The 17,729-nt window shown below is 63.6% G+C and carries 25 protein-coding genes and 2 pseudogenes; 12 read left to right on the top strand and 15 right to left on the bottom strand.

Annotated elements, in window-relative coordinates:
• Positions 1 to 292 precede the first annotated feature (292 nt).
• From ACTHQX_RS11055 to ACTHQX_RS11035, 5 genes and pseudogenes are all read left to right on the top strand, one after another.
• Positions 293 to 709: a TetR/AcrR family transcriptional regulator gene (locus tag ACTHQX_RS11055; protein ID WP_336885604.1), complete on the top strand. Its 417-nt coding sequence runs from the start codon at positions 293 to 295 to the stop codon at positions 707 to 709.
• Positions 710 to 731: 22 nt separating this feature from the next.
• Entirely contained in the window at positions 732 to 854 is a 123-nt protein-coding gene (locus ACTHQX_RS11050) for a hypothetical protein (RefSeq protein WP_336885605.1), read from the top strand.
• A gap of 221 nt (positions 855 to 1,075) precedes the next feature.
• Positions 1,076 to 2,245 (top strand): annotated as a pseudogene (locus ACTHQX_RS11045) (molybdopterin-dependent oxidoreductase); the annotation flags it as partial.
• Between the two features lie 420 nt (positions 2,246 to 2,665).
• Entirely contained in the window at positions 2,666 to 3,175 is a 510-nt protein-coding gene (locus tag ACTHQX_RS11040) for a molybdopterin dinucleotide binding domain-containing protein (RefSeq protein ID WP_236809253.1), read from the top strand.
• Entirely contained in the window at positions 3,172 to 3,657 is a 486-nt protein-coding gene (locus ACTHQX_RS11035; protein ID WP_236808143.1) for a hypothetical protein, read from the top strand. The genes ACTHQX_RS11040 and ACTHQX_RS11035 overlap by 4 nt, the downstream gene beginning before the upstream one ends.
• A gap of 163 nt (positions 3,658 to 3,820) precedes the next feature.
• On the opposite strand, the gene ACTHQX_RS11030 is transcribed toward ACTHQX_RS11035, so the two are convergent.
• The 3 genes from ACTHQX_RS11030 to ACTHQX_RS11020 form a co-directional block, all read right to left on the bottom strand.
• Positions 3,821 to 4,123: a hypothetical protein gene (locus tag ACTHQX_RS11030; protein WP_236808144.1), complete on the bottom strand. Its 303-nt coding sequence runs from the start codon at positions 4,121 to 4,123 to the stop codon at positions 3,821 to 3,823.
• Positions 4,124 to 4,132: 9 nt separating this feature from the next.
• The gene (locus ACTHQX_RS11025) at positions 4,133 to 4,864 is read right to left on the bottom strand and encodes a GAF and ANTAR domain-containing protein (RefSeq protein ID WP_236808145.1); all 732 of its coding nucleotides are present in this window, start codon (positions 4,862 to 4,864) and stop codon (positions 4,133 to 4,135) included.
• A 584-nt stretch (positions 4,865 to 5,448) separates the two neighbouring features.
• The gene (locus tag ACTHQX_RS11020) at positions 5,449 to 5,601 is read right to left on the bottom strand and encodes a hypothetical protein (protein ID WP_236808146.1); all 153 of its coding nucleotides are present in this window, start codon (positions 5,599 to 5,601) and stop codon (positions 5,449 to 5,451) included.
• Positions 5,602 to 6,521: 920 nt separating this feature from the next.
• Here ACTHQX_RS11020 and ACTHQX_RS11015 point away from each other — a divergent pair.
• From ACTHQX_RS11015 to ACTHQX_RS11000, 4 genes are all read left to right on the top strand, one after another.
• Positions 6,522 to 6,740, top strand: coding sequence for a hypothetical protein (locus tag ACTHQX_RS11015; protein WP_236809498.1), 219 nt, complete (start codon positions 6,522 to 6,524; stop codon positions 6,738 to 6,740).
• A 181-nt stretch (positions 6,741 to 6,921) separates the two neighbouring features.
• Positions 6,922 to 7,641 (top strand): HIT family protein, encoded by a 720-nt coding sequence (locus ACTHQX_RS11010; protein ID WP_440157670.1) that lies wholly within the window; start codon positions 6,922 to 6,924, stop codon positions 7,639 to 7,641.
• A complete protein-coding gene (locus tag ACTHQX_RS11005; protein WP_440174587.1) occupies positions 7,523 to 7,939 on the top strand; it encodes a hypothetical protein in 417 nt (138 codons plus the stop codon). Before ACTHQX_RS11010 ends, ACTHQX_RS11005 begins: the two co-directional genes overlap by 119 nt.
• Positions 7,917 to 8,039, top strand: a complete 123-nt coding sequence (locus tag ACTHQX_RS11000) for a hypothetical protein (RefSeq protein WP_336885607.1) — start codon at positions 7,917 to 7,919, stop codon at positions 8,037 to 8,039. Before ACTHQX_RS11005 ends, ACTHQX_RS11000 begins: the two co-directional genes overlap by 23 nt.
• A gap of 29 nt (positions 8,040 to 8,068) precedes the next feature.
• On the opposite strand, the gene ACTHQX_RS10995 is transcribed toward ACTHQX_RS11000, so the two are convergent.
• The 12 genes from ACTHQX_RS10995 to ACTHQX_RS10940 all read right to left on the bottom strand — a co-directional run bounded on the left by ACTHQX_RS10995 (position 8,069) and on the right by ACTHQX_RS10940 (position 14,274).
• Complete coding sequence (locus ACTHQX_RS10995; RefSeq protein WP_236808147.1) at positions 8,069 to 9,205, bottom strand: baeRF2 domain-containing protein; 1,137 nt, start codon at positions 9,203 to 9,205, stop codon at positions 8,069 to 8,071.
• A complete protein-coding gene (locus ACTHQX_RS10990) occupies positions 9,198 to 9,431 on the bottom strand; it encodes a hypothetical protein (RefSeq protein ID WP_236808148.1) in 234 nt (77 codons plus the stop codon). Before ACTHQX_RS10990 ends, ACTHQX_RS10995 begins: the two co-directional genes overlap by 8 nt.
• A 40-nt stretch (positions 9,432 to 9,471) precedes the next feature.
• A complete protein-coding gene (locus tag ACTHQX_RS10985) occupies positions 9,472 to 9,750 on the bottom strand; it encodes a hypothetical protein (protein ID WP_236808149.1) in 279 nt (92 codons plus the stop codon).
• A gap of 153 nt (positions 9,751 to 9,903) precedes the next feature.
• Positions 9,904 to 10,320, bottom strand: coding sequence for a CBS domain-containing protein (locus ACTHQX_RS10980; protein WP_236808150.1), 417 nt, complete (start codon positions 10,318 to 10,320; stop codon positions 9,904 to 9,906).
• A gap of 167 nt (positions 10,321 to 10,487) precedes the next feature.
• Positions 10,488 to 10,772, bottom strand: a complete 285-nt coding sequence (locus tag ACTHQX_RS10975; RefSeq protein WP_236808151.1) for a hypothetical protein — start codon at positions 10,770 to 10,772, stop codon at positions 10,488 to 10,490.
• Between the two features lie 10 nt (positions 10,773 to 10,782).
• Positions 10,783 to 11,055, bottom strand: a complete 273-nt coding sequence (locus ACTHQX_RS10970; protein WP_236808152.1) for an ANTAR domain-containing protein — start codon at positions 11,053 to 11,055, stop codon at positions 10,783 to 10,785.
• A 30-nt stretch (positions 11,056 to 11,085) separates the two neighbouring features.
• Entirely contained in the window at positions 11,086 to 11,409 is a 324-nt protein-coding gene (locus tag ACTHQX_RS10965) for a GAF domain-containing protein (protein WP_236808153.1), read from the bottom strand.
• Positions 11,410 to 11,429: 20 nt separating this feature from the next.
• On the bottom strand, positions 11,430 to 12,209 hold the full coding sequence (locus tag ACTHQX_RS10960; RefSeq protein ID WP_236808154.1) for a GAF and ANTAR domain-containing protein: 780 nt from the start codon (positions 12,207 to 12,209) through the stop codon (positions 11,430 to 11,432).
• Positions 12,210 to 12,241: 32 nt separating this feature from the next.
• Entirely contained in the window at positions 12,242 to 12,520 is a 279-nt protein-coding gene (locus ACTHQX_RS10955) for a hypothetical protein (RefSeq protein ID WP_236808155.1), read from the bottom strand.
• A complete protein-coding gene (locus ACTHQX_RS10950) occupies positions 12,517 to 13,218 on the bottom strand; it encodes an ANTAR domain-containing protein (protein WP_236808156.1) in 702 nt (233 codons plus the stop codon). The genes ACTHQX_RS10955 and ACTHQX_RS10950 overlap by 4 nt, the downstream gene beginning before the upstream one ends.
• A gap of 304 nt (positions 13,219 to 13,522) precedes the next feature.
• On the bottom strand, positions 13,523 to 13,867 hold the full coding sequence (locus ACTHQX_RS10945; RefSeq protein ID WP_236808157.1) for a hypothetical protein: 345 nt from the start codon (positions 13,865 to 13,867) through the stop codon (positions 13,523 to 13,525).
• Between the two features lie 176 nt (positions 13,868 to 14,043).
• The gene (locus ACTHQX_RS10940; RefSeq protein WP_236808158.1) at positions 14,044 to 14,274 is read right to left on the bottom strand and encodes a type II toxin-antitoxin system RelE family toxin; all 231 of its coding nucleotides are present in this window, start codon (positions 14,272 to 14,274) and stop codon (positions 14,044 to 14,046) included.
• Between the two features lie 127 nt (positions 14,275 to 14,401).
• Here ACTHQX_RS10940 and nhaA point away from each other — a divergent pair, with 127 nt between their 5' ends.
• The 3 genes and pseudogenes from nhaA to ACTHQX_RS10925 all read left to right on the top strand — a co-directional run.
• On the top strand, positions 14,402 to 15,742 hold the full coding sequence (nhaA, locus tag ACTHQX_RS10935; protein WP_236808159.1) for a Na+/H+ antiporter NhaA: 1,341 nt from the start codon (positions 14,402 to 14,404) through the stop codon (positions 15,740 to 15,742).
• 370 nt (positions 15,743 to 16,112) lie between these two features.
• Complete coding sequence (locus tag ACTHQX_RS10930; RefSeq protein ID WP_236808160.1) at positions 16,113 to 17,021, top strand: ABC transporter ATP-binding protein; 909 nt, start codon at positions 16,113 to 16,115, stop codon at positions 17,019 to 17,021.
• Positions 17,021 to 17,729: pseudogene (locus tag ACTHQX_RS10925) on the top strand (ABC transporter permease); the annotation flags it as partial. The gene ACTHQX_RS10930 and the pseudogene ACTHQX_RS10925, both read left to right, overlap by 1 nt.

Genomic DNA, 17,729 nt, shown 5'->3' with positions numbered 1-17,729 from the left:
GCCATGAGGCTACAGCGGCGTTACCTCCGGGCGGTGCACAAAGCCGGGAGGGTCCCCCTGCGGAAAAGACGCTGGCACGCAGGGGTCCTGTATCAAAAATACCCTGCGCCGCCGGAGGCTGTACAGAGCCCGGTCACGATCTTCATACCGGTGGGGCCACGTTCAACACCGCGTCCTGGGTCCTGAATCCTGGGTTCTGATCCTTCGGTCTCCCGGGGCGTAGACTCGCGATTATGACCGCAGCCGAGGTCCGCACGGCCTTCCGCTTCCGGGCCCGCGCCCGGTAGCCACGGTGGATCGTATCCTCGGCATCGCCCACGATCTGTTCGCCCGGCGAGGCATCCGCGATGTGGGAGTCAATGAACTGATCGAGTCCTCCGGGGTTGCCAAGTCGACCTTCTACCGGCACTTTGCATCCAAGGACGATCTGGTCCTGGCAGTTCTGGCTCTCCGGGACCAGATCTGGTTCGCTGAGGTCGTGGCCGAGGCCCAGCGCCGCAGCGCGACCCCAGAGGAAGAGCTGCTGGTCATCTTTGACGTGTTCGCTGACCGGCTCGGGGACGGAGGATACAGATCCAACCTGTTTATCAAGGTCCTGATGGAAATGGGCCCGGACCACCCCCTGGGCAGGGCCTGCCTGGGATACCTGGCAAGGATCCGGGGACACGTGGGCCTTGGCCGAGGACGCCGGGCTGGAGCGCTGCGGTGAATTCGCCCGGTCATGGCACCTCTTGCTGAAGGGCTCAGTCATCTCCGCCATGGAGGGCGATCCGCAGGCCGTAGAACTCGCCCAGCTGATGGCCCGGTCGCTCATCGAGCGCCACCGCCACACCTACGCTAACCGAAGCTCTTAGGCAGGCCCTGCCCTGGGTTGCATTTGGTGTTGTGCTCGCCGTCAGGTGATTCGAGCGTCAGATGCACCAACCATCGCGGGTTCTGCCGCCATCAGGTAGTTAGGGGAATGCCTGTTTTACGCCCGATGAGTCCTGTGGTGTTGAGGCCGATCTCGGTATGGTCAGGGTGACGGATGCGACGCCCGCAGGGCATACATCGACGTAGGACCGGAGACGAAACCATGACGCAAAAGGACAGGATTGCCGAACCCTGGGGGACGCGTACGCCATTCGGGAGCGGTGAGCCGTGGCCGGTACGGGTGGATTCACACCTGGCGGAGGGGGTAGCTGTGGATGAGGTCGACAGGTGGGTACAGAGCGCCTCGATACTTCATTCAAACGGTGACGCGATGGATATAGCAGTCAAGGACAACAGGATCGTCGGCGTGCGGGGCCGTTCGGGGGACCGGGTCGACCATGGACGTCTCGGCCCGAAGGATCTTTATGGTTGGCAGGCGAATTCGTCACGGGACCGGCTGATCAGGCCTCTTATCCGTAAGGGCGGGAAGCTGGTGGAAACGGACTGGGACAGCGCGATGGAGGCGGTGGTCAGCGGCAGCAAGTCATTGCTCGCCGAGCAGGGGCCGAGTGCGATCGGTTTCTACCCTACGGGGCAGTTGTTCGCCGAGGAGTACTACACGCTCGGCGTTGTGGCCCACGGGGGCTTGGGGACAAATCACGTGGACGGCAATACCCGGCTTTGCACCGGGACTGCTGCGGAGGCGCTTAAGGAGTCCTTCGGCTGTGACGGTCAGCCCGGGTCCTAGACGGGTGTGGACCATGCGGACGTGATCGCATTATGCGGGCACAATGTGGCAGAAACCCAGACCGTCCTGTGGACGCGGATGCTGGACCGGCTGGCCGGGCCGAACCCGCCCAGGATCATCTGTGTGGACCCGCGCCTGACCCCCGTGGCCAGGGCCGCGGCAGTGCATCTGGCACCCCGGGCCGGTACCAACGTGGCCCTGATGAACGGGATACTGCATGAAATCACTGCCAACGGCTGGGTGGACCACGGCTACATCCAGGCCCACACCGTCGGCTATGGGGAACTGCAGGCAGAGGTCAAGAAGTATCCGCCGGAACTGGTGGCAGACATATGCGGGGTGCCGGCGGAACAGATCCGGGAAGCGGCGAGCATCATCGGGCACGCCGAACGGCTCCTTTCCACGGTGCTTCAGGGCTTCTACCAGTCGAACCAGGCAACTGCCGCCGCAGTCCAGGTGAACAACATCAACATCATCCGCGGGATGCTCGGAAAGCCCGGGTGCGGGATCCTGCAAATGAACGGGCAGCCCACGGCGCAGACCACGCGCGAGTGCGGGGCGGACGGGGACCTGCCGGCATTCAGGATGGCTCCAGAACTTCCCGTCCACGTAGATCCGCTCGGTTCCGTCCGGGTTCTCTTCATTGCAGGGCCATTGGATGCCGGAGCTGCCGCGGAGCTTGTCATAGGTGATACCTGTGTAGTCGCACGGCCGTCCGCGGGTGCACTCCTTCCAGGCCTGGAAGGCCGACTCCGGATCATCCCACTTGACCAGCGGGGCGCCGTCCTTGTCCTTCAAGCCCATCCGGGACGCATAGTCCAGGAAGATGTCCAGGTCTGGCCGGGAACCGTCCTCCACGTAGCGCATCATCTGCATGGCATGGGTCGGCGGAGAATAGTGCGGAATGGTCCTCGGTTCGACGTTCCAGACCCTCGCCAGGTCCTCGACGTGTGCGTCATTTGACCAGTTGCGGAACTTCCCAGCCAGGAGTACCCCTTCCAGCTCATCACCGGCCGGACGCTCTTCCACTTCCACACACGCACGAAGACTGCCCGGGTCCCCGAGCTTCAGGCCGCTGCCCCTGAAGTTTGGATTGAAGTGTCGGCACAGGACGCGGGCGCCTTGGGAATTGCCGAAGAGGATCTTGCGGAGGTTTCCACCCCGCGCGGATCAGTCCGGGCCCCGGTTCGCATCAGTGGCATCCGCGTCGGTGTCCTGTTCCTGCCCTTCCATTACGGCTACTGGGACACCGATGGCGGGCATCAACCGGATGGCGCCGGCAGGGCAGCGAATGAACTGACCATCACCGACTGGGACCCAGCGTCCAAGCAGCCCATCTTCAAGACGGCCGCGGCGAACCTCAAACGGATCGGGGCAGGTGACGCCCCGTCGTCGGCCCCCACCAACACGGCGTCGGCCCCGATCGCCGGCGCCGCGGCGGTGCCGACCGCCGGAATAGCCTCCGCCCTGGCGGATGAGGAAATCCGTACCGCCGCGACAATGGCAGCACCATGAAAATCGGTCTTGTCCTGGAAGAGCTGCACCGGTCAGAAAACGATCTGGCGCACGAATTGTTTCTGCTTTCGGAGCGGCACAAAGTGGACCATGAGATTTTCCACCTTGCCCGTGATCTCGCGGGTTGGTCTCAGGAGCACGCCCGTAGGATTCTGTTTGCCTATCTCAGCAAGGACGGGCAGGACCTTGACCCGGAGCCGCGCGGGGAGACGGGGCTGGTGGAAAAGGTAAGGGAAACGGGTAGCGAACTGGTGGCCCGGCGACCGGAAGCCGGCCTGCTGCTGCTCAGAGACTTCCGCGGCGTGTACCTGAAAGCTTCGGGCGTCTCGACCGACTGTGAAATGCTCGCCCAAGCCGCCCAAGGAATCAAGCATGGTGAACTGCTCGGCGTCGCGCAGGCCTGCCACCCGCAGACCCTGCGGCAGATGAAGTGGGCCAACGGCAAACTCAAGGAATCATCTACGCAAGTCCTCGTCAGCTGATAAACGTGCAGCTTCGCCGGATCATCGCCGTCCTGCCCCCGGCGAACTGCTGGCCGGGGCTCGCCGGCCAGGATCTGATACTGCCACGTGGCAGGCTTAGTGCCGGAAAAATCCATACGCACTGTGCGCGAGCCTACGGACATACCGGATGCGGTGAGAAGGATCAGGCGTTTGGGGTGTGGCGGTGGTTTTCGGTGCTGCGGGAGCTTCGCAGATCCTGGTAGTAGGGTGCCCGCGGCGGCGGGGGCAGTTCGTCGATCAGTTCGTTGGCGGCGTGGGCCAGTAAGTCGCGTTGCAGTTCCGGGAGCGGAAACGCGCCCTGCAGGTGTGCGTCTACTTCGTATTCTCCGACGTTGCCGCCGATGCTGAAGTAGTGCAGCCACAGGTCAGCCGTGTCGATCCGGGCGTGCTGCAGTGCTTCGCGCAGGCATCGACGCTGCTCTTCTTCAAGACTGTCGAAACCCATCTGCCGCCCTTATTTCTGCCCGGGAGCGGTTTCTGGTGCCGCGGAATCAAGGAGGGATGAGCTTGCCTGAAGCAAGGGAAGCTTCCTGGTGCGGGCAAGCCGGAGGAGCTCGTTCATCGCCTGCTCCGGGCCGAGCCCGTGCCGTTCCATGAGCAGGCCGCAGGCGCGGTTGATGGTGTCCCGGCTGCCCAAGGCGGTTTCGAGGCTCTCGCTGATCCGATGCGGGAGGTCGCTGCCTTGAATGTGAGCAAGCAGCGTCGCGGCCGGGCCGGCGAACTTTTCGAGCAGCCGGGCCGCGTCGGCGTCGTAGGCGCTCGGAACTGCAGCGTAGATTTTCAGGGCGCCGATGCACCGGCTGTCAGCGATCAGGGGAGTGCTTACCACGGAGCGGACGGGCAGCGAGGCGACCGCCTGGCACCAGTGCGGCCAACGTTCTTCGTCGGCCACATTCTCGATGAGCACTGTCGTCTGCGCCGCCCAGGCGGTCAGGCATGGGCCCTGGCCGAGGTCGTACTGGGCTGTGTCAGCCTGTTCGACGACGGCGTCGGTGGCCCCGTGGCTGGTTCTGCGGCCCTGGTCATCAAGCAAGGATACTCCCGCGCCGGTTGTTCGGGGGATCGCGTCCCTGATCGCCTCGGCGAGCAGCTGCACGGCGCGGTCGACCTTTTCCTCGGTCAGGAGCAGGCCCTTGATACGGGCTATCACGAGGGAGAGTTCATCGAGCGGAATCCGGTGTGCCATGAGTGCCTCTTTAACGATGGTGGCCGTCACACTGCGGCCATTTTTGAGGGCCCGCTGCCAGAACAGACCGGGCGCTTTGTACCTGTCCGCTACTCTCAGCATAGCCCTCCGGCCTCGCGTTCGACGCCCGGGCCGCATTGCCCGACAGTGGGCTCCGGATTCAATGACACGAACTGCCTGTCGGGTCAGAGACCGAACGTCAGCGCAGATGTTCCAGATACGGTGCCGGGACGTGGAGCCGCAGCGCCAGCTTGAGGGCCTTGGAGATTCTCGCCGAATGTTCCTGCCCGGCCGTGAACGTGGCGTCATGAGAAGCGCCCTGTCCAGGCACGTAACACTTCAAAGCGGCACGGGACGAGGCGCGCCAGCCTCGATCGGAACAGCCAGGCCTGGTCGGGTACCTTCCCGGGCGATCTCACGGGGACACCGCTCCACCGCTCGTCAACGGTCAGGTTCTAGATCAGTACCTGATGCTGCTGACGCATCGCGGTCAGCCACGGGCCGTCACCGAAGGCGTACTGCTTTTCATTCAGCGACTGCGCCGAGTCACTGCTGCTGTCCACCGTGGCCGGAGCAGAATCCGCTCAACGGTGATGACGCCAGACCATCGGCTCTGGCCCGCGCAGAAGCGACGCCGAAACAGTGGTCAGACCGAGTAGAAAATCCGTGAAGCCCAGGCCTTCAACCAAAAGATCCTGCAACTGCTCCAACGTCTCAAACGCGTCATCACTGGCCATCAGGCTTCGATCCTGGTCACGAACTTCTATGGCGCAAACGGTCTGTCGCCAAATCTCCCCACTGCTTTTGGAACGCCGATAACCGGCCTTTCCTCAAGCTAGCTACGGCATGCAGCCTGATCCGGGACGGTCTGGACGTGGCTGGTCTGTACCGCCGGTCCATCCAGCTGCGCCGGGACAATTTGTCTGGAATCTCGACTGCCTGCAGTCGAATCGGCGGCATAGGGTGGTGCGACTTTGGGGGTAGACAAGGCGAACAGGCCAGCGCTCGGTCACTGCGTCGGCTGCTGATCCTGGTTCTTTGCAGTAGCAGCGGTGCTCGCGGGAACTGCGGGTTCGGGAGCCAACTGGGATGGTTCGCCTACACTCTCCTGGCTGAGGAGGCCTTCATATCGGACCAGCTCGTCCTGATGGCGCCGGCGCTCGGCTGGGTAGTGCGTGCCTGCTGACACTGGCGTTCTGGTTGGGTTACCGCCCTGGGCCCCCGACGCAAAGGCAGCTGGTCCGGGACGAACCGCTGAACTCTTGCTTGAAGACTATGAGCCTTCCAGCAGTCCACGGTTCTTTTAGGCATTCTGGGCACCGTCAGATTCGTGAAACGGCGCTATTGAGGTCCGCATCCTCGACCATGCCCTGCACTCCGGGACCTACGGCGGACCGGTGCTGGACGCGCTCACCGTGCTGGCCCGGCTGATGGCCACCTTCCACCATGCTGACGGCTCCGTCGCAGTAAAAGGACTGCCTTGCGCGGACGCCACCAGCCGTGAGATGCCGGAGTCGGATTTCCGGAGTGAGGCCGGGCTGCGTGCAGGTGTCCGGCTCGCCGGCGGCGGCTCCCTGGCATCCCGCCTCTGGACGAAGCCGGCGTTCTCATTCGTCGGTCTTGACGCCCCGGCGATCACTGCGGCATCCAATACTCCATGGGAGTGGGCGGCTCCATCCCCTTCGTCGCTGCCCTCGCGGAGCGCTATCCGAGCTGCCCGGTCCTGCTCACCGGCGCCGAGGACCCTGATTCCCGGGCCCACGGCACGAACGAATCCGTGCACCTGGGCGCACTGGAAAAAGCCATCCTGGCAGAAGCCCTCTTCCTTGCCGCACTCAGCAACGTCAGCGGTCGTCACAGAAGGCGACCGGCATGAAAGCCAACACGGCCTTCGGGCGACACCGTCCCAAGGTCCAAGAGGGCCTGCGCGCCCGCGCCGGGGCCGCGGCTGCTTCTTATTTCGCACTGTTGTATGCCGTTGGAGGCCTCGGCCGGTGGTGGACGAGACTCGTTCGGGTTCTTGGATGCACGGCACGGACTGACGGAAGAAGGCGTACATGGAGCACTGTGAGTTCTGTTCGATAGTGCGTGGTGGCGAAAAAGCGCACATCGTGTACCGCGAAAAGGATGTCGTGGCGTTCTTTCCACGCAAACCTGTCCGCCGCGGCCACACACTGATCATTCCCGCAGCCCATGTCCAGCACTTTCTGGACGCCCCGGACGCCCTGGCAGCCAGTCTGGCAGCTGCCTGCCGTGCGGTTGGCGCAGCGCTCCAACGCGCCCTGCAGCCGGAGGGGATGAACCTGATCACCTCAGCCGGAGAGGCAGCCACCCAGTCAGTGTTCCACCTCCACTACCATCTCCTCCGGCGGTGGAAAGGAGACCGCATGGGTGACTTCTGGCCCGGCGGCGAACACGTACCCGACGACGCCCAGAAACCAGGAAAGATGTCAGCCCAGTTCGTAATCGACAAAGGACGATCTTGTTCCCCTTTCCTGGACGGCGTGGTCCAGGGCGGGCTGGACCTGTGGGCGGGCCCACCACGATCGGCGGGGGCGCCGCTGGTGATCATGCCCTCGATGGCGACGAAATACCCGGTCTCTCTGGCACCCTGGAACCGAAGGCGACAAAGGCAGCACCATGAAAATCGGTCTTGTCCTGGAAGAGCTGCACCGGTCAGAAAACGATCCGGCGCACGAGCTGTTTTTGCTTTCGGAGCGGCACAAAGTGGAGACCCGTCCTGGTCCATCGGCTCCCATTCTGCCTCGAAGCCCTGAGCGCTATCGTGGCAACTCCGGCGACGCCCCGGTGAATTGGCAGGGTGAGAGCATCCGCGTCAACGTGGCCATCGCGTCCGCGGGATCGTCGTCGTCCTCGTCGACCCAGAGCGGCAACATCGGCGTCGGCTTCTCCATCCTGATGGAGCAGACGAAGCGGGTGGGGGAGGAGATCAGCTCCATGGATAAGGCAAGCCATGGCCCGCTGGGGCTGTCTTCAGGACAAAACGTCAGGGTCGTCGTCGGACTTCACGGCCGGCGCCGAGGTGGCCTCGGTGACCTCAGGCTCTGCCGCTGACAAGGCCCGGCTGCAGGCCGCCGGCTCGACGGTAAAGATCACCTTCCAGCACGACGGCCAGGAACAGACCGCGGACCTCACCCTGGACGCGGCCTCCTAAGCGGGAGCATGTTCACGGGGCATCACGCTCTAGGAGCCCGGGGCTTCGGGGCCGGTTGACCAACGGAGCAAGGCCGCAATTTCTGCATTGTTGGGCAGGGCTGCCGCGGGGATAAGTTGTACCCGTGCGTCGGTGAGGGCGGCTGCGCGCAGCAGGGCCGCCGGCGCCGGGACCCTGCCCAGGACCTCCGCGCCAAGGGATTCTTCCTCCGAGTTGGCGATCCATGGTTCGGCACCCAACGCCAGCAGGGTGTGCTCCGAGAGGGCCTGATCGTCGAACATCAGCACGTCCACCTGCGCCTGCTGGAGGGCGTGCACCACGGCGCCGATTCCGGTGGCCGACTCCGGGTTTGCCTGCCCTTGCTGCTCAGCGAGGCGGTCCATCAGCTGCTTCTGGTCCTCCGCCCACTGCTGGGCCACCAATGAGCTGACCTCTGCCTCGAACTTTTCGCGGTCCGAGCCTGCTGTGAGGGTGTGGGAGTCAACAACGCTCAGCGCGGCTTTGCTCGCCTCCGACAGCTGGTCCGCCACCAATTGCCGCGCCCGGATGTCGCCGGCCAGCACCAGAAGCCGGGCATTGCTGTCAGTCATGACCCTGTCGATTTCCTGGACCACCTGGTCAGCATTGCGCCTCCAGATGTCCTCGGTGCGGTGTTGAAAGCGGCCCTGCGCCCAGCCGCCGCCGGGGACCTTCTTCAGGTTCTCCTCCGTTCCCTGAACATGCTGGCTTGCGTCCACATCCTGCCGGCCCGCCCGCTGCAGCCGGATTTCCCCTTCGTCGCGGCTGACTTCTGCCACAACATAGGGAAACTCATCCGGCTGGTGCTTCAGCAGGGGCAGCAGATCCGGGACGGCATCCACGGAGATGCGTTCCGGCACCGCAAGGGGCCCGGGGAGCAGTTCGTTGATCACTGCCGCTCCATCCCGAACCAGAACGAAGCGGCTCACAGGTGAGGGTTCGCCTGTGGCGGGCTGAATTGCCTGTTCAACGGCGTCCAGATCCTCGTTGGCGGCGCCCTGCCGGGCCAGGGCGTTCCGGACATTGTCGGGCTGGACGTCGGCGGCTTCGAGGCTGTCCACCGTGCCGGTGCTGGCATCGATGTAGGCCACGCACCACGGCCCCGGCTGACGGTACAGGTCCGCGTATCGTGATAACCGGTCACTCACGGGACGTTCCTTCGTTCTCTGCCTCTCCTGTTTCAGCGCCTCCTGCTTCCGGGCCGGGGGTCACGGCGTCCTGGACCTCTGCGGTGTCGGTGTCGTCTGGGAACGGCTCGGTTTCCCGCCATTCTTCGACGTGGGCTGGTTGGTTTCCCTTGACCATGCCCTGCGTTTCCTGCTGCATCTTGTCATCCAGATGCTGCCCGTGCTTGGTGTTTCCACGCTCAGCCATGGCGAGCTCCCTTCCAAATCGTGGTGCACTGCATTCAATGTCAGCGGCGGACGAGCCTAAAGAATGTGCTCGCTTCCCCGCTGGCTTTTTCGGACTGATACAGGAATGCGAGTCTGTTCTCTTCGAATTTGTCGAACCACTCCTCCCAGCTGATGTGCTCCAGGCTGTCCTCGCCGGCACCGCCCGGGAAGTCGATGCGCAGGATGCCCGGATCGTCGCCACCGCCGGTGTCTTTGACGCTGGCAGGCTTGCCCTTGTTGCTTTCGACCCACTTGCGGATTTCGTCGTGGTCGGTGGTGGTTTGCGATTCCGAGGCCATGCTGGTCTCCTTCCCTATCCCTAAGGCCGGAAGCGGCTGCACGGTTTGCTACCGACGAAAGTATCGGACGCTTCGACCCTAGCCCCGGCCCGGCCTAAATAGAAAGGGTGCTGAGTGTTTTTGTAGGGTTTCCCTTCTGACGCTCGACAGGGGTCAGAAGGAGATGAATTCGACGAGCTCCCCGACCCGGTCTTCGGGGTAGTTCCGGGCGATGTCGGCCTGGCTGATAATGCCGACAAGGTCATGGCCATCAATGACGGGCAGCCTGCGAACCTGGTGTTCCTGCATTGTCTTGATGGCTTCTTCGATGGAGTCATCAGCGCCGATGGTGACTGGCTTGCCCTGCCCAAATTGGCCGGCGGTCATAGTACGGGGATCTTGGCCGTCGGCGAGGCACTTGATGACGATGTCGCGGTCGGTCAGCATTCCCTTGAGCCTGTTGTCTTCGCCACAGATTGGGAGGGCACCGACGTCCAGGTCTTTCATCTTCCGCGCGGCCTGTTCCAGCGTTTCGTTTTCCCCGACGCACTCCACGCCGCCGCTCATGATGTCACGGGCCAAATCAGACATAACTGTCTCCTTAGGATGGTTATCCGGGGAGTCAGGTCCCCGTTCCTTGGAAGCAGGTAGTCGGCTCCCGGCCCGGCGTTACCCGGTCAGGAGCGTTCTGCCTGCTCGTTATCATTCGCCGTTTTGGGGAGTATGTGAACCCCCTAAAATGCGGATGGTTTTAGCCGCTATGACTGCTGCGCTGAGCCGTCCTGGGTGCTGAGCTCGTCGAAGTACGGGGCGCTGCCGTGTGGGGTTTGGGTGTGGGGTTCGTTGGCGGCCATGGCGAGCAGGTCCCTTTGCAGCACGGGCAGTGAGAGCAGTCCACGGACGTAGGCCTCTATCTCGTATTCGCCGGCCTCCCCGCCGAGGCTGAAGTATTTGAGCCAGAGGTCGCCGATTTCGATGCCTGTTGAGCTCAGTGCAGCGGTCAGCATGCGACGGTGCCGCGGCTCGTGCGGATCGAAGCCCACGGGGCTGTCCTCAGTCTGATGATGCCGGTATTCCGGCGATGAGCTCGGCGCTGATCTGTTCCAAGGTGATCCCCTGGTGCCGGGCACGGCGCATCAGCTCGGCACGGGCCATCTCTTTTGTGAGCGCATCACTGTGCATCAGGATGCCGCAGGCGTGGTTAATCTGGTCGCGGGCATGAAGCGATGATGCGAGTGCTTGGCTGATGCGGTGTGGTGCTTCGCTCGTCTGGATGTTATCAAGGAGTGTCGCCGGGGCTGCAAACAGTTCCAGGAGCTGGCCCATTTCCTGGCCAAAGGCATTGGCGCGGTTGGACTAGACCTTCAGTGCGCCAATGCACCCGTGGCCGGCGAGCAGGGGAGCGCTGGCCACGGAACGAACGGGCAGGGTTTTCACGGCTTTTGACCAGTGCGGCCATCGCGGGTCTGTAGTGATGTCCTGGACGATGACGTTTTCTTTGGACGCCCAGGCCGTGAGGCACGGGCACTGCCCGAGTTCATACTGGCGGGTGTCTGCCCGGGTGACGATCTCGTCGGTGGAAGCGCTGCTGGTTCGCTTGCCGCGGGCATCCAAAAGAGAGACTCCGGCGCCGGTGGTTCCGGGCACGGAGACCATGATGGCCCGGGCGAGCAGGCGCACGGCCGGATTCGTGGCCAGGATTATTCATCAAAGTGTGCTGGCAGTTCGCTTTCACCGGAAACCGAGGCGATCACGCCGGCGGCGACGTCCCGGAGTTTGACGTTGCGGTGGTTTGAGGCCTGGGTGAGCACACCGAAGGCTGCGTCGCGGCCACAGCGGTTCTGGGCCATGATGATGCCCACCGCCGTGTCGATGGTGGCTCGGGATTTCATGGCCGCGGCGAGGTCGTCGCGTGTATGACGCAGATGGGCGAGCCTCAGGGCCAGACGCAACGCCTTCGCTGCGTGCTCAGCGAACGCTTTTGTTGCCGTAATGTCCGGCCCGGAAAATCCGTGTGGACTGGCCGAGTAAAGATTCAGTACGGCGTCGGCTTCGCCGGCCAGGTCCAGTGCTACAGCCAGAATGGATCCAATGCCGTGCCGGGCCACCGCTTTCATGTACGCGGGCCAGCGGGGCTCCGCACTGGTGTCCGGGACGTGGACGATTGCCTTGTCGCGGAGTGCCGTTAGGCAGGGTCCGTCGCCGAAGCTGTTCTGGAGTTCATCCAGTGCCCGGCCTTTTTCGTCACTGCTGGCGGCGACGACACCTTTCTTCCTGCGGACTACCGTCACCCCGCACGTCACGGCATTCGATGCGGTTGAGAGCTCCGAAGCGGCGAGGGCGGCGAAGTCCGTGAGGAATTCTTCTACGTCCGGGCTTTCCAAGACGAGGTCCTGCAGCGTGTAGCCCAGGCTGTCATCCCGTTCAGGCTGAGTTGCGTCCTGGGCAGCGTGCGTTTCCGTCGATTGTGGCTCGGCCATGGATCCACCCTCTTCTCTGCTTCCCGTTGAACTCATGGTTTCTGTCCTTCCCCATCATCCCAAGGATGTTCGCTGTCCATTTCGCGCATGGTCACGGCCAGGAGGCTCGCTTGCAGGGGTGGAAGGTCTGCGAGTTCATGGAGATAGGCATCCAGGGTGACCTCGTCCGCGTCACCACCCACACTGTAGAACCACGTCCATATCCTGGCCAAGCCAGTGTTGGCGTCATGGAACCAGTCGGCAGCAGCCCGGCGCTGTTCCGAAGCCCCGCTCGGCATTGCGTCCGCGGCGTTGCCAGGCCCAATGGTCATGACTGGTCCTCCTTCACTGATGCTGAGGAACCGGGGTCGCGGCGGTCAGTTCCGTGGAGTAGGTCGGTGGCGATCTCATGAAGACGTCGGTTGCTGTCCCAGGCTGCCAGCTGCAGGAGCTCCATGGCGCGGTCGCGTCCGCGGTGGTTTTGCAGCATGATCAAGGACACGGCAGCATCCGCCACTGCCCGCGACTGCAGCGCCGAGCGCAGATGCTCCGGATACGGTTCCGGGAAGAGGAGCCGCAGCGCCAGCCTGAGCGTCTTGGAGATTCTCACCGAATGTTCCTGCACGGTCCTGACCGTGGCCACATCCAAAGCGCTCGGTCCAGGTGCATAACAGTTCAAAGCGGTGCGGGACGAGCCGCCAGCCTCGATCGGAACAGCCAGGACTGACCGGATACCTTCGCCGGCGATCGGATGGGCATACCGCTCCCACCGCTCGTCAACGGTCAGGCACGGGCCATCATCGAAGGCGAACTGCTTTTCATCCAGTCGCAGCGCCGCATCAGTGCTGCTGGCCACGGTGGCCGGAGCAGAATCCCGCTCAACGGTGATCGCACACAGCATCGGCTCTGTCCCGCCCAGAAGCAACGCCGTAATAGGCGCCACGCCAAGCAGAAAACCGGTGAAGCCCGGACTTTCGAGCAGAAGATCCTGCCACTGCTCCAACGCCGGAAACGCGTCGTCCCTGGCCATCAGGCCTCGATCCTGGTGAACACCAAGGACCATGGCAGCAATCCCGGGCTGGCGGCCGTGCCCTCTTGGACGTGCATGGCCCCATTACTCAATCCCGGAACAAAACATCTACCCGAAATCTCCTACTACCGACACTACGCCTGCCCATGCTCTTTGGACACGAACTTCTGCGGTCCAAACGGTCTGTCGCCGCTGCTTTCCACTGCTTTTGGAACGCCGATAACTGACTTTTCGTCAAGCTGAAGGGGTGCGGGGCGAAGTCCGGGTAAGCCCGAGCATGTGGGCGGAGGGTGTTGCAGGCTTTCTAGATCAGGTCGGGCGCACTTGAAAGAATGTAGTCGGCTGCAGCCGGCCCAGTCATTGAGAGGGTGTTCTTTCTAGGGATGATGCCCCTGGCGCGCAGCCCCGCCCACAGGGCATCGGCCGATTCAGGAGGACACCCTTTGAGCGCGCACCAGCTGGTGTAGAGGCCGAAAAGCTGTTCTTCGCCCAGTCCCTTCTCACTGCCTGGGTCAGCCGTCGTTGCTTCTCGCAGGAAGTCCGCAAAATGGGTTGTCGTCACGCCAAAGCTTTCCCTAATCATGTTCGCCACCGAGGCCCAGGTTCCCGGCAGCAGTGCCTGGTACTGCTGACCTGAAGTTATCTGCACAGCGTTCTTCTTGTCCAGTGACTCGCATCCGGCGAGAGCCAAGCAAAAGGCCGAACCGCCGACCGTCGAGAGCGCAGCTGAACTGGCTGTCGGCCACCTTGATGCAGGAATCTCTCTCATGCAGTGGGAGGCAGGATCGAACGATTGTGATTTTGTCATGCGTGGGCGGCTGAGGGTTATCGAGGCTTGTAGACGTCTGAGCGGTGTTCGACGCGGTGGACGTAGAGAATGTGGGCTTCAAGGTCGAGGGTAAAAAGGACCCTGTAGTCGCCGCGCCTGGCGGTCCGCAGTCCAAGGAGTTCGTTCGTGAGGGGCTTGCTCAACTTGTACGGGTTCTCTGACAGGACGCCGGTGATGAACTCTACGATTTGGTGTTCACCTTTCAGTCCTGCCGCAGATCCTGACATGGTTCCCCGCTGTGGACCCATCAGTATTCAGCAGGGAAGACATGCCGGTCTTCCTCAGGAGGGCGGGAGGTGAGCCGGGAAGTCTGGTCGGCATGTTCTTTGTCGACCCAGTGTTTAGGACACCTTCATGAGTAAAGACTCGTCTGCTCCTCCACGTTCCTCCGTTTTGGGACGGGGAAGCTACCGCGAAGTGCTGCGCATCGGTGAAATCCTGCGCAAGGAAACCGTGGGCGGTATCCTGCTCGTCGCGGCAGCGGTCATTGCGCTGATCTGGGCGAATTCCCCAATTGCGGAGAACTACTTTGCGTTGCGCGACTTTCGTATCGGGTACGGGCCGTGGCATCTGGAACTCAGTCTGGGCGCGTGGGCTGCCGACGGATTGCTGGCGATCTTTTTCTTCCTGGTGGGGCTGGAACTTAAGCGTGAGTTTGTCGCCGGAGACCTTCGCCAGTTCAGCAAGTCCGTGGTGCCCATCGCAGCGGCGATCGGCGGCGTGGCAGTCCCCGCAGTTATCTATGCATTGATCAACCTCACCAGCCCTGAGACCCTGCGGGGCTGGGCCATCCCCACGGCGACGGATATCGCCTTCGCGGTGGCTGTGTTGGCGATCATCGGGTCGCACCTGCCCAGTGCGCTGCGGATCTTCCTGCTTACTTTGGCGGTGGTCGATGACCTTCTGGCCATCGCAATTATCGCTGTCTTCTATTCCAGCGACATCCAGGCCGGGCCGCTGCTGCTGGCCCTCATTCCGCTGGCGCTGTATACCTTCCTGGCCCAGAAGTACCGCCGGTTCTTTGGCTCCAGGCCCGTTGCGGCGTGGGTGATCCTTCTTCCCCTGGGAGTGATCACCTGGGCTTTGGTGCATGCCTCCGGTATCCATGCCACCATCGCCGGTGTGCTGCTGGGGTTCGCCATCCCCGTGATCCGGTCACAGGCCAGCGGCGGCCCCGCTGCAGGTCCTGGCCTCGCCGAGATCTTCGAACACCGGTTCCGGCCGATTTCCGCCGGCATCGCAGTGCCGGTCTTTGCCTTCTTTTCCGCCGGTGTCGCCGTGGGAGGGTGGGACGGTCTGATCGCCGCCGTGACTGACCCTGTAGCGGTCGGTATCATCGTGGCGTTGGTGCTGGGAAAACCGGCCGGGATCCTGGGCACCACGTGGCTCCTCACCAAGGCCACCAAAGCGTCCCTGGACCGGTCCCTGAAATGGATTGATGTGTTCGGGATGTCCCTCCTGGCCGGCATCGGCTTCACCGTTTCCCTCCTCGTGGCGGAACTGAGCTTCGGGCACGGCAGCGCCCATGACGATCACGCCAAGGTGGGAATCCTCGCCGCGTCCCTGCTGGCCGCAATCCTGGCATCGGCAGTGCTGGTCACCCGTAACCGCCAGTACCGTGCCGTGGAGGCCGAAGAAAGCATCGGCACTGACCGGGACGGGATCCCGGACGTATACCAACAGGACCGCCAGTGAGCTGACCCGGCCAAAAACGGAGGACCGGTTTCCGGTTTGAGCAAACAGAGGCCAAATCGCGGTGTTCCCCCATAAGGGCGAGGGTGCCCGGGGCCACCACGGGCCGCGCGACTCAGGAAATGAACGGATAAGGCCGTGCATCAGCGGGCTAAATGGGCGCAACCCGGCCCGACTGACTAGTCACTCCGAGGACTGGCAGCACGGCCGCGAAGGGGCCGAAGACCACGGGTCTTCCCTGGCGGGTTGCCCCGGACGTAGGCTGTGGATTGGAGAGCCGGGAAGCCTGGTCGGCCCGCGGGGCGTCGTGCCCGCGGAACGCCGTGGCAGCCGCCTCGGTCGTTGTTGCTGGACCGAGAGAACGGGCTCCACCATGACATCAGCAGCAGATCCGGTCATTGACGCCACACAGCTCGTGAAGACTTTCGGCAGGACCCGGGCGCTGGACGGCCTTGATCTGCGCGTGGGTCCGGGCGAGGTCCACGGTTTTCTTGGTCCCAATGGGGCCGGCAAATCAACAACCCTCAGGGTGCTTCTCGGACTGATCCGCCCGACCTCGGGAACGGTTCGCGTGTTCGGGCTCGATCCGTGGCGGGACCCGGTCCGGACCCATTGGGACATCGCCTATGTTCCGGGGGATGTGAGCCTCTGGCCGAACCTGTCCGGCGGGGAAGTCATCGACCTGCTCACCGGGCTGCGCGGCGGGGCCGTGGAGCGGATGCGCCGGGACCTGATCGATGAGTTTGAGTTCGATCCGCGGCTTAAGGCCCGGAGTTATTCGAAGGGCAACCGGCAGAAGGTGGCACTCATCGCGGCGTTCGCCCGCCCGGCCCGGCTCTATCTGCTCGATGAGCCCAGTGCGGGCCTGGACCCGGTGATGGATTTGGCGTTCCGCCGGCAGGTCCGACGCGTCAGCGCTGAGGGTGCCACGGTTCTGCTCTCCAGCCATATCCTCAGCGAGGTCGAGCAGCTCTGCGGCCGGGTGACGATCATCCGGTCCGGCAGGGCCGTGGAGTCGGGGACCTTGGCTGGGCTGAGGCATCTGAAGCTCACCCATTTCCGGGTCGAGGGCGCAGACGCTGAGCTGCTGGCTGCCGTGCCCGGCGTGCAGGATGTCCTGAGCGACGGGCATGCTGTTGAGTTTGAGGTGGACTCCGCTCACCTTGCCCTGGTGCTGGACGCGGTCGTGGCGGCCGGGGCCACGGGGCTGAGCGTTTCCCCGCCGTCGCTGGAGTCCCTGTTCCTGCGTCATTACAGCGCCGTCAACGGGCAGGTGCGCTGATGTCCGCCATCATCGACCTGATGCTGGTCCAGGCACGCAGGGACCGGATAGTGCTGCCCGTCTGGATTCTGGGCATCGCCTTTCTGGGATTCGCAGTTGCGGGTGCGGTTGCCACGGAATTCGCGGACGAGGCTGAGCGGTCGGCGATCCTCATGGTGGCCGCGGCCAGCCCTACGTTCCGGTTCGTCCGCGGCCTGCCCGACGGATCCGGCATCGGAGCGGTGGTGTTCTTCCAGGGCTATGCCTTCACCGCAGTCCTGGCGGGACTGATGAGCACATTTCTGGTCATCAGGCATACCCGCGCCGATGAGGAGCTAGGACGCGGAGAGCTTATCGGGGCCGTGCCGATCCCGCGGGCGGCCCCACTGACAGCAACCCTCCTGCTGGGGGCAGCTGCGAACCTGGTGCTGGCTATTTGCGTGGCTGCCGGCTTGGCCGCCGCCGGGCTGCCAGGACCCGGAGCCATCACGGCCGGGGCCGCTGTCGGCGCGGCCGGGGTTTTCTTCGTCGCGGTCGCCGCCACCATCGCACAAGTCATGCCCTCAGGGCGGGCCGCCAATGGCGCGGCAGCGGCCCTGGTCGGTGCAGCGTATTTCGTTCGAGGCATCGGTGACGCGTTGGGCACGCCGACCGCCGATCTGACCAGGGTCACCAGCGGATGGGTTTCGCTGTTCTCGCCCATCGGGTGGGGCCAACGCTCCAGGCCCT

Source organism: Arthrobacter sp. SAFR-023, from assembly GCF_051965295.1.
Taxonomy (GTDB): domain Bacteria; phylum Actinomycetota; class Actinomycetes; order Actinomycetales; family Micrococcaceae; genus Arthrobacter.
Note: the sequence above shows the minus strand (reverse complement) of the source record. Positions and strands in the feature narration are given on the sequence as shown.